The following is a 12,459-nucleotide window of genomic DNA, read 5'->3' as shown; positions in this document are numbered from 1 at the left end:
ATACAAAAATTCTCATACACTATTTTTAAAAATATATATCCCTCATTAAATAATATGTTCCTTTCACTGCCATTTCTGCTTGTGATACGAATGTAATTTCTTTCATACTATCTTCACAGCATTTCTTAAATACAGCAAATATTTCAGGAACTAAACGCAATATACTGCCACTTACTGCAATTGGCGTTGAGTGCTTAAAGTTCAACTTGTTATAAACACTTACTGTAATCCTTGCCAATTCCTTTCCAGCTTGCATCATAATTTCATGCGCATCATCATTGCCATTTCTCGCTTCCTGAATAACTAATGGCGCGATTGCTGCAATTTTATCTTTAGAAGAAGTATATACTAAGCTTTTTATATGAGACGGTGTCAAAAGTTGAAACTGCCTTTGAATGTTCAAACTCAATGGACAAAGACTGATTCCTTGATCGAACTGAATTGCCATTTTCTTTAAAGCTTGTAATGCAATCCAATATCCGCTCCCCTCATCTCCTAAAATATGTCCCCATCCACCGCTATACTGATATACTTCCCCTTTCTTTCCTATACAAATTGCACCTGTACCACCTATAGTTAATATTCCCTCCTTACCTTTTAAAGCAGCTGCATGCGCGATCATTGCATCATTAAAAATTTCAATTTTTGTTCCGTATTTCTTTTTTAAACGTAATGTTAATTCATTTGTATTCCCTCCGCTTATACCAGCTAATCCTAAACAAATACAAACGCAATGCTCATTCATTAAACTCTTCTGGCATTGATTAATTGCTTCCATAATATGCAAAAGTGCCTGATCAAAATCTATTAATACATTTCCAAATCTGCTCGTACCTCTTACAACTTCATTTCCATCTTGATCAAATGCAATTGCCTCTGTCTTCGTTCCCCCGCCATCTACTCCAATCATATACTTCATATGTTCGCCTCATTTTCATCTGCGTATGGAGGGAATGTTATATTCCCTAAAATTACGGAATTCTTAGCACCTGTTGCGCTCGGCACATTACTTGAATTACGATGATATGTTTCGTTTGCTAAAATAGCAAACGAAATTGCTTCTTTCGCTGCTGAAGAGTGACCAATATCTTCTTGTATACATATGCTACATTTCTCTTCTCTTAATCCATTCCGTAACATTTCAACAAGTGTATTATTATAACTTCCACCACCACCTAAAATCACCTCATCAATTTCATAATACGGCAAAATAAACGCCTTATAATGATGAACAATTGAACATGCTGTAAACATCGTGACAGTTGTCAATATATTTTCTTTACTATGCTTTTTAAATCGATTCAATAATCCAGTCACAAACGCTTCTCCAAACTGTTCTCTACCTGTTGATTTTGGTGGTTTCATGTTCAAAAATGGATGGTTCATACAGTATGTTAAAATTACCCCTGCAATATACATAACGTGCATGACCTCCTATTTACTAAAAAACAAGCATGTAAGTAACGAACGTACAACCAATCGAAAACAATATAAATCTAAAAAACAACTGAGCTTTCGATGCAAACGATCCATCAATGAAAGAAACAACTACCGTAAGCAAAACGCTTGCCGCAATACTTGTAACGAGCCAAATACTATGCATTTGTGATAAATTTAGCATGCCTAATAAAGGGACAAAAAGTAAATTTGCACAAATCACTCCAAATAGTAATAAAAACACACCTTTATAACTAAATTTTATATTCATTCTATTTCCCCCTTTCTAGTTTTAATGTGAAAGAAGTGATAGACAAAAAGTCTATCACTCAAAATAACAGCATGTAGATTAAGGATTAACCGACTCTCCGTCACCATTCTTTTCGATTTCAAGCATATTTTTGTCGTACATTTTAAAGAATGGTAAATAAATAAGGAACGATATTGTTATATTTATAAAAACTAATACAATCGCACGCCAATCTCCACCTGTTGCTAAATATGCACCAATTGGAGCAGGTAATGTCCATGGCGGCATAATATGCGTTGGTGTTACAAATCCCATTGCGGTTGCAGCATACGCTATAGTAGCTGTTACTAACGGGGTAATGACGAAAGGAATAATTAAAATTGGATTTAATACAATCGGCAAACCGAATATAACCGGTTCATTTATATTAAAAATCCCAGGGACAATACATGTTCTCGATAATGCTTTTGAATATTTTGATCGACCAAATATAATCATAGCTAACACAAGCCCTAACGTTGCACCCGAACCACCAATCCAAATAAACCATTGATAAAACGGTTCTGGTGCAATAAACGGAAAATGACTCGCTCCACTTGCTACAGCTTCACCGTTCTTTCCTAAATACACATCCCAAAGTGGCCTTGCCACAGTACCTACAACTGATACTCCGTGTATCCCGAAAGACCAGAAAAACGTAATTAAAAATACAGGTATAATAACGCCAAAGTAACTATCACCAGCTTTTACTAACGGTGCGGCTAGTTTATCTACAACGTAATGTAAATCAACTTTAAAAACGACTGTAATAAGACTCATCATAATAATAACGAATGCTGCAGGTATAAGTGCTTCAAATGAACGTGATACTGACGGTGGTACTTGTTCTGGCATTTTTATCGTTACGTTATTCTTCTTACAAAACCTTAAAATCTCAACTGATAAAATAGAGACGATCATCGTCACAAATAATCCATGACCTCCAAGATTTGTCATCGGAAGCATGAATCCTTTTTTATCAATTAACTCAGGCGTTAATGTTAAAAGTAGTGAACATACCGCAAGCTGTGCTCCTGATAAAGCATCTAATTTATAACTTTTCGCTAAATTATATCCTATTCCAAATGCTATATATAAGGACATAATAAACATAGTTAAACGATATGGTATCAATATACTTGTTTGATTCTTTAATGCCCAAACCGATATGAAACTATCTTTCGGCAGTGGTGGAAATGCTACTATTAAAAAAAAGCTTCCTACTATAATAAATGGTAACGCCGAAATAACTCCATCACGGATTGCTTGTAGATGCCTCTGCTCAGAAAGCCTTGCCATCGGGCCAGATAAGTTTTTATCAAGAAACGTGACAAACTTATTCATAACGCTTCCTCCTAACTAATTAATTCATTTACAGTTTTTAATAAAGTCGGGCCTCCAAGTGGCGTGTATGCTTGCGGTGGAATGATGCCACACGGAATAGATTCCTCCTCTGCAAATTTTTTTACAGAGTCAAATCGGTGTCTTATTTGAGGTGCCACCATTACGACATCCCAGCCATTCTTTACTTCTTCCTCTACCTCATTCGTTCCAATTGCATGCACTTCCATGTTCACACCATTTTTCTCCGCTTCTTTTTTTAAAGCGTTTACAACAATTGCACTGGACATTCCTCCAGAACAGACGAACAAAACTTTCATTTATTAATCCTCCTATACTTATAATTTATTACCCTTCAAATGAAAGGAAGTTTCACTTTACTAACAAGCATATGAAGTAGTAAATGAATTTAGTTATAATGAAAGTAAATTTCATTAAAAATATTTTTCCTATTAAATTAATGTTTCAATATGCAATTTTCTCTATTGCAAATTCAACCTCGCCTCCTATATTATTTTAAATAATCATATGATAGGGAGGCGTATAAATGATTGTTAAACGTTTATTAATGATATGTTGTATCGTCATCTTGTTCATCCCTTTCTCTTTCATTCCCCCTCACTCTACTTATGCTGAAGTAAATACTGCATACAAAAAACATGAATTACGTGCTGTATGGATTGCATCTGTTCTGAATATTGATTGGCCCTCAAAAACTGGCTTACCCATTGAAAAACAGAAACAAGAATTTATAAGATTATTAGACGATGTAAAAAGCACTGGTATGAATGCAGTTGTTGTACAAATTAAACCAACCGCTGATGCTTTCTATCCTTCAAATTACGGTCCTTGGTCTGAATACATTACAGGAACACAAGGAAAAGATCCTGGTTATGACCCGCTTGCATTTATGATTGAAGAAACTCATAAAAGAAATATAGAATTCCACGCTTGGATTAACCCATACCGAATAACGATGAATCACACCGATATAAATCGATTATCAAATAATCACCCTGCAAGGCAACATCCCAATTGGGTTGTCCCTTATGGCGGAAAGTTATATTACAATCCCGGTATTCCAGAAGTGAAAAAATTTATAACAGAAGGTGCTTTAGAAATCGTGCAAAATTACGATATTGATGCGCTGCATATGGATGATTATTTTTATCCATATAAAGTGGCTGGTGAAGAATTTCCAGATCAGAAAACGTACGAAACATATAATAACGGTAGATTTACAAATATAGAAGATTGGCGACGTAACAATGTAAATGAACTTGTAAAAGATTTAAATACTGCTATAAAACAAGAAAAAACATATGTAAAGTTTGGCATTAGTCCGTTCGGCGTATGGAGAAATGTAGCTGACGATCCGACTGGCTCTAACACAACCGCAGGCCAAAGAAACTATGATGACCTTTATGCTGACACACGTGAGTGGATACAAAAAGGATATATTGACTACATTACACCGCAAATATATTGGAATATAGGTTTTACCCCAGCTGCATATGACATATTAGTAGATTGGTGGGTTAAAGAAACAAATAACAAACCGATTCACCTATACATCGGTCAAGCGGCCTATAAAATTAATAATAACTCCGTCCCTGCTTGGTCTGATCCAGAAGAATATCCAAGACAAATTGCATTAAACCGGCTATATCCCGAAATAAAAGGTAGTATGCATTTTAGCTTAAAAGATATTAATAACAATCCACTTGGAGCTAAAGATAGACTCTCAAAAGACATATATAAATATCCTGCATTAATTCCGCCTATGCCTTGGCTTGATCATGATCCACCAAAACAACCGACTTTAAAAGGTGCCATTCCAAGAGATGAAGGTATTGCAATCGGTATCATTGACAATAGAGATAATGATTCTACTTATTACGCTATTTACCGCGCGAATGGGAAAAATGAAGTGGATATACAAAATCCGAAAAATTTACTTACTACTGTAAGAAAAACAAAACTTGGAGAAATTTATGTAGATAAAACCGTTATTTCTGGAGAAACGTATACGTATGTCGTAACTGCAGTTGATCGATTGCATAATGAAAGTGTGGCTTCTAGTCATACTACCGTTAGTGCAAAATAAAATCTCATAACAAAAAGCGCCCTAAAGCTGTGATACTTAGCTTTTAAGGCGCTTTTTGTTATTTATTCTTAAACTTCTCAGTCGCTGCTCTCATCTTCACATTTAAATCGTGATCAATTGAGTCGCGAATATCTCGCTCTACTACTTCCATTTCTTTTTGGAAATTTTCCAAGTAGATTTTCAGTTCTTCTTCCTTCTCTGGTCTTTGTGAAGGTGGTAATTGTACTACCAACGATAACATGGCCGTTAAATCTTTCATTAAGAACGTTTCAAGTTTATGTTGTTGCTCAAACATGCGTTGTTCTTGATAATACGGCAAAGCATTTAATACTGAAATTGTAATATCATCAACCGTTCGTTGTAATGAAGGATTTATTGAGCGTTTATACGCTTGAATTGTATTTAATGCATCTGGATATCGATCATAAAAATACAATTTATAAAACGATAAATCTGTCGGTTTTACAGTTTGCTGCGTTTCTTGTCTTAAAAAATCTTTTACTTTCATCGCCGCTACATCAATATCTTCATTAGTAAGCTTTTTCGTTGTTTTTGCCATTACATGTACTTTTTTCTGTTTTTCTTTCGGTAACATCGAGAATACTTGCTCTCTCGTACGTTGACCCGATGCACAGAAAAGAGTGTTTAATGTATGTTGTTCTTTCTTTCCTTCCGTACGAATCCAACGATAAAAGAGAGGGTGTTGTGTAAATTCTTGTAGAAACGGTAATGATTTATTCGATAACTTATCTAAAGAATCGTGTGCTCTTTTATATGGCTTCGTCCATGAAAAATACAGTTTACGTCCGAAATATACAACTAATACAACGACAGTAAATGCGATTAAAAGCAATGTACCTAATAGTACTAATACAGTTTGAATGAAACTCATTTTTTCACCTCCTCTAAAAGTCTGCTATTTTCTTGGGCGCTGAATGAGTTTTTGTTTCATTTCATCATTAAATGTGTCTAGTTCAATAACAAACTTCTTACTTGACTCGATAATACGTTCTGACGATTTCTCAGAAGCTTCAATTGCAGCGAATACGTTTTGGAATGACTCGCGTAATTTATCCATGCTAATTGCAGGATTTTCAAGCAGTTTTGTTGTTTCTTCTGTATTTTGTTTTAATGCTTGAGAATTGCTTAATACCATTGATTCAATTGCTTCATTTGTCGCATTCACTGCATCGATTGTTTTCCGTTGATTTGTTAACGCTAGCTGAATAGCAGCTGAAACCGTTACAACGTTTTGCGTCATCGTAATTGCATTACGAATTGCCTCCGTTAACTTTTCATTATTTTTCTTAATAATGTCTACAGATGCGATAGATTGTAATAACACACTTTTCGCTTGCTGCATATTACGTGTACGTACAAGTATCTTTTCTAACGCATCGTTAATTAATGGAATATCTCTTTGACGCTCTGGGTTTTGTTTCTCAGCTTCAAGCATGCCAGCAAGCTTTTTCCCTAAGTATACTTGTTTATCAAGCGCATGAATTTTATCGTGCGATTGTTCTTTTAACATTTCAAGACCCACTGTATCCTCTTGTAAGTTATCACGGCCAATTAGAAGGGATCTAATGATTTCCTCGATTTGTTTATCTATAGATTGGTATTTATGCACGTATGTTTCAAGTGGATTTTTCTTGAATACTTTAAACATTATTTTCTTCATACCACTTGCTTTAAGTGAATTGGGATCAAGCTCTGATACCACTTTTCGTAATTCTAACAATGTATTTGGAATTTCTTCATTTTTCCCATTCATCATCGCTGTTACAGGGCGTTTTAAAGCTGATAACGTTTGTCCTGCTGCCTGTTGCTCTTTATCTCCTAAATCTCCTAGCTGAGACAATACTTTTGATAAATCTGTATTTTGCTCGCTATTTAACTTTTGTACATAAAGATCAGCTTCTTTATTTAGTTCCTCTAATTCTTCATCTTTTATAACTGTATCAACTACTACTTCTACATTATTATCTTTCACAATGGATACAGGTTCTTTTTTCTCGAGTTCAGTCAACAAAATCGCTCCTTTATTTATATGTGCGAATTTATATGCACTATATTTCATCAATTATATCGTATTTCATATACATTCTGACTGCTTGAAATCGATTTTTTTAGAAATGCCTGTTTATGCAGTCATTCCCTGTTTCTTACTATAAGTATACCTGTAATCAACATAATTTTCCTCAGACTTAAGACCTAGAGAACGACATGCTGAAGGCGGATTCTTCGTATGTTACTATAAATTATGTTCTCCTATCCTACTGTACTCAATCTTTTGACATACACCCTTTTTCAATGTGATAATTATATTACGCTATACCCTATTTCTTCTTATGTGCTACAAATGCTCCATTTTGAAATGCCAATAAAACCGTTTCAAACATTTCATCTTCTTCTATCATTTTTCTAAACTCGGCTAATTCATTTGCATGAGAGGTTGCGTTATCAACAACAAGAAAGCCCTTTGGTTGTAAAATGCGTTTTATATGCTCAAGCCACCACATGTATTGCGTACGCTCTGAATCTAGGAAAATAAAATCAAATGAATGATCTAATTGCGCATCTAAAAATGCCCCTGCTTCTTGATTATGAACATCAATCCTTTGTAAAAGGTTTGCCTTTTCAAAATTGACAAGTGCCTCTCCAACTCGTTCTGAAGAAAGCTCTACAGTTGTTACATTTCCATTTGTTTCTTCTACCGCATTAGCTAACCACAATGTAGAATAACCATTAGAAGTTCCAATTTCTAAGATATTTTTTGCGCTACACCCTTTTACTAAAATTGATAAAAATTGCCCCATCTCACGAGTAATATTCCGTAATTTTTCTTCCCGTGTTTTTTTATTTCGATCATGCTCTTCTCCATATTGTTCAAGTTGAAATAATAATGAATCTAACGTATCCATTTTTTTCATCGCCTTTCCAAAGCAATATGATGAAAAAGCTCTTGCTGCCCGTCTACTTTTTATTATATGCGAAACAAAAACCTTTTTCCTGTTATATGACAAAGATTTGATTTTTTTATAGCATATTGTTTCGTTTTTTGGTAAAGTTAATTTCTACGTGCAATTATTCCATTCATATTATTTCATATTAAAATTGCAGTTATTAAATTATATAAACCCCATTTAAATGAATCGGTATTTCAAATTCAATTAAGCGCCCTTTTCGGACGCATTTTCTTTGTTTATATATTTCCAGAAGAAAGGATGCTTACAAATGAACGTGATTAGCTTAGATGCTGCTCGAAAACGAAAGCAGCATAAAAAATTAATGATTACTATACCGATTATTACACGTATTTATGAAGAAGACGGGGAAATTAAATTTGAGGTAGCTGGCGAAAAAGATGTACCTCTTGAAATGTTAGAAAAATAATAAAAAACGCATTTCTGAAGAAATGCGCTTTTTTATATTTTTACATTTAAATGCATAAGTTTTTCAGGGTTAACCATCATATAAATATTTGAAATTTTCTCATCCTCAAATGCAAACGAAAGAACATAAGTTACTTTATTATTTATTGTAACTATAACTCCTGGTATACCATCGACCATTTTGAAATCAACAGTGTACTCTTCTGTCAATCGTTGTGCAATCCCAAAGAACAAACGTATAATTCGATCCGCAGAATAAATCGGGTTAATAGCAGTCGTAACTTTACCACCACCATCAGCTTTGAGTATAGCATCTGTTTTTAATACTTCTAACATACCTTCCGCATCCCCACACTGTAATGATGATACAAACTTTTCAACATAAGAAGCCATTTTCTCCGTGCTTAATTTTGATTGCTTCGGTTTCTCCAACATGCTTTTTCGAGCACGTTGAAAGATTTTCCTGCAGTTCACACTACTCTTATCAACAATTGAAGCTATTTCTTCGTATTCATAACTGAAAACCTCTCTTAATATGAAAACAATCCTTTCTACCTCAGATAATTGTTGTAAAAGTAATAAATATGCGGTGGAAAGGGATTCTTTCATTATAAATGACTTTGATGGCTCATCACTCTCTTCTACAATTGGATCTGGCAACCACATCCCTACATACACGTTACGTTTATGCGCTGCCGATCGTAATTTATCAATTGAACGATTTGTCGCCATCTTACATAAATATGCTTTCATATTTTCTATAGATTGAGGATTTTCTATATTATTTAGCGAGATAAATACATCCTGAACGATATCCTCAGCATCCATAACACTCCCAAGGATTCTGTATGCTAACGAAAATAATAATGGTTGATACGCTTCATATAACTGCTCCGTTTCCATGATGAACTGCCTCACTTTCATATTGCTTTAAAATGTGTAACGCTGCACGTTTCCCGCTTGCTACCGCAGCATCAGCTAATATTTCATCATGCCCTGCCCAATCTCCTGCAACATAAACACCTGGCATTTCAGGTATATTAGGGCCCGGTTTTTCAACACGGTCAATATGAGGAAAATCATGTACTACTATTATTTTCGGTAAATATTGCTGTGCAACAACTTCTCTTTTCCAATTTGGATGTAACAACTCCATCGTACTTTCCAACTGTTCTTTATCATCACGAATATGATTCATCTCAAGTACAGGATTATAGTACTTAATTAGACTCACTACAATTGATCCATCTTCACTTAATTTAGCTGCTCTCGATTGATTTGTGAAAAATATAGGTCGATCTAATCCTAATACAAATTGATGTGTAGGATTGGGTAATTGTCTCAAGCCAATATCTAATGCAGCAACAGTAACCGATACCGATTGTTCACTCCATCTATGCAAACTTGTTCCTTCTGCACCTTTTATTATTTTACAAGCTTCTTTCGGCGGAGTCGTCACGATGACTGCGCCTACTTCAAAAACCTCATCATCAACACAATGTATTCTTTGTTTACCTTCGGAATGCTCAATTTCCACAACATGCTTTTTAGCCAAAAACTGTACCCCGATATCATTCGCTATAGCTCTTAATTTTGTTATTATCGTCTCCCAACCACCATCTACATAAAGCACTCCCTCTTTTATAGAAAGCTGTATTTGTTTTAGTACAGATGATGCTAATTGTATTGTAGGAGCAAACGTATATGTTGTTGTCCGGCATAGCGCATAAAATATATTGCGAACCATTGGATCTTTTATTTCATTTTCTACCCATGTAGTTAGACTCATTTTCGGAACTTCTCCTACATCTAAATTTCCTAAACGAATCATAAGACGTGAGAATTGTACTTTTGCAGACCAAGAAAGTAGTGGTGTTGATAAAATTGAGCGAAAATCTGTTGGGATGGTGAATATATCCCCTTTCCATATTCCATGTGCTTTTGTAGATGGTATTCCACCTGGAAGATTCATACCGAGCTCATTAAAAGTTATAAACGCTGCCCCACCTCTATATAAAGCATGTGCACCAAGATTCATGCAGATTCCATTTTTATTTATAGTCATCCCTCGGCCACCGAATTGACTGGACTTTTCTAATACAATCACTTTCCTTCCAGCTTTCGCTAAATATATAGATGCTGTTAATCCAGCAAGCCCACCGCCAACAATTGCTATATCAAATGTATTCATAATAAAATCCCTCCTTATCGTTCTACATACAAGACGAACGATAAGGAGGGATGTGACATAAAAATAAATTTTTATTATCCTACTTTATTTCATTACTTTTTAATTCGGTCATATTGCATACGAAATAACTCAATTGCAAATGGAATATCCTCTTCACTCTTTAAATAATAACTGATCCATCCTGATTCAGGTAATACGTGATGTGGTTTTACCAAGCCTTGCTTCACTAATTCATCTCGCTTTAACTTCGGAAATGGTAAATCAGCTAATTTATCACCATGAAGATGGCCAAGTTCTTTCTTGCCATAATTTATTTCAATACCACCAAATCGATGCGGTTTTTCAGAAACACCTGCCCAGCTGAGTACTTCATTTCTAATCATTTCACTAAATGACATGAACATTCACTCCTTATAAATAATTGATGTAATTTTAAATTAACATTTTCATTACTTTTTTCCATCAATCCAAAGTATGAATGGGAATACGAATATAGTTTGGTCTTAACACCTTATTCTTTATGGAATAAGTGAATTTATTAAGCTACCAACAACAGCACAAAACAAAGACTAGACACATATCCTAATTTTGTAACCTAACTTACCTATAGAAAGGCGGATAATACAATTGACTGCCAACATCGACTATACCTCCCCCTCAACCAATTTTACTTATGATGTAAATAAAAGTAATTTTTTTCGGAAAGATGCCCAAAACTATATAAATGTACTTGGTATTAAACAATTAAATACTTTAGAAAATACTTCTTTATTAGATATTTATTTAAGTACAGGAAATGTTGTAGAACCACATATTCATCAAAATGCAGCTGAACTTGTTTATTGTATTTCAGGGTCTGCTGTTGTTTCTTTACTTAATCCATTTACGAATCAAATATTAAACTTACCGATAAAACCCGGGCAAGTTGCCAACATTCCACAAGCGTGGTGGCATTATGAAATTGCTACAGCAAATAATACTCATTTATTAGCTATTTTCAATGCTCCAGCGCCAGAAGTTATTTTCGGTTCTGACATTTTAAGATTAACTCCTGCTCATATGATGGCACATACTTACTGCCTCAATGAACAACAATGGAAACAAGCGGTTTCCCCTATTCAATCAACTACTGTAATTGGTCCTCCGTCAAACTGCAATCAAAACCGTGAAATGAAAAATTATCCAACCCAGCCCCTCGCTCAACAACATAATCCGCATCACCAAGATTCTTATTACTTCCCTCTTTACTGGGGCTATTAATTTGTAAATTTTCAAAAGAATCATCATTTATCTCCTAGGAAAATACCAAGGAGATTTTTTTATTGTATCTTCTCTTCCTATTAAAAATAGTAACAATTGATAGTGGACATACATATAATATTTATATATTAAATTGGAGGTGATAGTACTATGAGTAATTATAACTATCGAAAAAACTACTCTTATAATAAAAATAGTAGCTCTTCAGCATCCTCTCAATCTTCCAATTCTCAATCTTCCAATTCCCAATCGCAAAGAGACTTAGCGGAGCAAGGCTATGTAAAGAAAAAAGGATGTAACTGTAATAAAAATAAATAGTTTATCTTATGGATGAATTCTTTTTTAAAAGAATTCATCTTTTTTTACTGATCGGAAATTTTTAAAGTTACATAACTTATTACTTAAATGAGAAAGGGTAAATTATACTTTTTTATACGAA

At 34.4% G+C, this 12,459-nt stretch carries 14 protein-coding genes and 1 pseudogene; 4 read left to right on the top strand and 11 right to left on the bottom strand.

Annotated features, from left to right (window positions below):
• Positions 1 to 25: 25 nt before the first annotated feature.
• From ACQGS6_RS15595 to ACQGS6_RS15575, 5 genes and pseudogenes are all read right to left on the bottom strand, one after another.
• The gene (locus tag ACQGS6_RS15595) at positions 26 to 919 is read right to left on the bottom strand and encodes a BadF/BadG/BcrA/BcrD ATPase family protein (protein WP_000876619.1); all 894 of its coding nucleotides are present in this window, start codon (positions 917 to 919) and stop codon (positions 26 to 28) included.
• Positions 916 to 1,401: pseudogene (locus tag ACQGS6_RS15590) on the bottom strand (anhydro-N-acetylmuramic acid kinase); the annotation flags it as partial. The pseudogene ACQGS6_RS15590 and the gene ACQGS6_RS15595, both read right to left, overlap by 4 nt.
• Before the next feature lie 40 nt (positions 1,402 to 1,441).
• Positions 1,442 to 1,708: a hypothetical protein gene (locus ACQGS6_RS15585; protein WP_001021965.1), complete on the bottom strand. Its 267-nt coding sequence runs from the start codon at positions 1,706 to 1,708 to the stop codon at positions 1,442 to 1,444.
• A 78-nt stretch (positions 1,709 to 1,786) separates the two neighbouring features.
• Positions 1,787 to 3,070: a PTS sugar transporter subunit IIC gene (locus tag ACQGS6_RS15580; RefSeq protein ID WP_001032294.1), complete on the bottom strand. Its 1,284-nt coding sequence runs from the start codon at positions 3,068 to 3,070 to the stop codon at positions 1,787 to 1,789.
• Positions 3,071 to 3,081: 11 nt separating this feature from the next.
• Complete coding sequence (locus ACQGS6_RS15575) at positions 3,082 to 3,387, bottom strand: PTS sugar transporter subunit IIB (protein WP_000865907.1); 306 nt, start codon at positions 3,385 to 3,387, stop codon at positions 3,082 to 3,084.
• Between the two features lie 227 nt (positions 3,388 to 3,614).
• Here ACQGS6_RS15575 and ACQGS6_RS15570 point away from each other — a divergent pair, with 227 nt between their 5' ends.
• On the top strand, positions 3,615 to 5,174 hold the full coding sequence (locus ACQGS6_RS15570) for a glycoside hydrolase family 10 protein (protein WP_000636009.1): 1,560 nt from the start codon (positions 3,615 to 3,617) through the stop codon (positions 5,172 to 5,174).
• Between the two features lie 58 nt (positions 5,175 to 5,232).
• Here the strand turns inward: ACQGS6_RS15570 and ACQGS6_RS15565 are convergent, their stop codons facing one another.
• From ACQGS6_RS15565 to ACQGS6_RS15555, 3 genes are all read right to left on the bottom strand, one after another.
• Complete coding sequence (locus ACQGS6_RS15565) at positions 5,233 to 6,066, bottom strand: DUF3974 domain-containing protein (RefSeq protein ID WP_000008381.1); 834 nt, start codon at positions 6,064 to 6,066, stop codon at positions 5,233 to 5,235.
• Between the two features lie 24 nt (positions 6,067 to 6,090).
• Positions 6,091 to 7,203: a toxic anion resistance protein gene (locus ACQGS6_RS15560; RefSeq protein ID WP_000137407.1), complete on the bottom strand. Its 1,113-nt coding sequence runs from the start codon at positions 7,201 to 7,203 to the stop codon at positions 6,091 to 6,093.
• A gap of 310 nt (positions 7,204 to 7,513) precedes the next feature.
• On the bottom strand, positions 7,514 to 8,107 hold the full coding sequence (locus ACQGS6_RS15555; RefSeq protein ID WP_016109961.1) for an O-methyltransferase: 594 nt from the start codon (positions 8,105 to 8,107) through the stop codon (positions 7,514 to 7,516).
• Between the two features lie 304 nt (positions 8,108 to 8,411).
• On the opposite strand from ACQGS6_RS15555, the gene ACQGS6_RS15550 reads away from it, so the two are divergent.
• The gene (locus tag ACQGS6_RS15550; RefSeq protein ID WP_001100984.1) at positions 8,412 to 8,570 is read left to right on the top strand and encodes a hypothetical protein; all 159 of its coding nucleotides are present in this window, start codon (positions 8,412 to 8,414) and stop codon (positions 8,568 to 8,570) included.
• Positions 8,571 to 8,602: 32 nt separating this feature from the next.
• Here ACQGS6_RS15550 and ACQGS6_RS15545 read toward each other — a convergent pair whose 3' ends face one another.
• From ACQGS6_RS15545 to ACQGS6_RS15535, 3 genes are all read right to left on the bottom strand, one after another.
• Positions 8,603 to 9,472, bottom strand: coding sequence for a sigma-70 family RNA polymerase sigma factor (locus tag ACQGS6_RS15545; protein ID WP_426965289.1), 870 nt, complete (start codon positions 9,470 to 9,472; stop codon positions 8,603 to 8,605).
• Positions 9,450 to 10,760, bottom strand: coding sequence for a phytoene desaturase family protein (locus ACQGS6_RS15540; protein ID WP_426965288.1), 1,311 nt, complete (start codon positions 10,758 to 10,760; stop codon positions 9,450 to 9,452). The genes ACQGS6_RS15545 and ACQGS6_RS15540 overlap by 23 nt, the downstream gene beginning before the upstream one ends.
• Positions 10,761 to 10,852: 92 nt before the next feature.
• Positions 10,853 to 11,158, bottom strand: coding sequence for a luciferase family protein (locus ACQGS6_RS15535; RefSeq protein WP_000010319.1), 306 nt, complete (start codon positions 11,156 to 11,158; stop codon positions 10,853 to 10,855).
• 229 nt (positions 11,159 to 11,387) lie between these two features.
• On the opposite strand from ACQGS6_RS15535, the gene ACQGS6_RS15530 reads away from it, so the two are divergent.
• Positions 11,388 to 12,020 carry a cupin domain-containing protein gene (locus ACQGS6_RS15530; RefSeq protein ID WP_000126329.1) on the top strand — a complete coding sequence of 211 codons (633 nt, stop codon included), beginning with the start codon at positions 11,388 to 11,390 and terminating at the stop codon, positions 12,018 to 12,020.
• A gap of 150 nt (positions 12,021 to 12,170) precedes the next feature.
• On the top strand, positions 12,171 to 12,338 hold the full coding sequence (locus ACQGS6_RS15525) for a hypothetical protein (RefSeq protein ID WP_002094006.1): 168 nt from the start codon (positions 12,171 to 12,173) through the stop codon (positions 12,336 to 12,338).
• Positions 12,339 to 12,459: the final 121 nt, after the last annotated feature.

The sequence above is a fragment of the Bacillus sp. GMs2/2 genome (assembly GCF_050172095.1).
Classification (GTDB): domain Bacteria; phylum Bacillota; class Bacilli; order Bacillales; family Bacillaceae_G; genus Bacillus_A; species Bacillus_A cereus.
The sequence above is the reverse complement of the archived record's forward strand: the minus strand, read 5'-3'. Positions and strand labels throughout refer to the sequence as shown.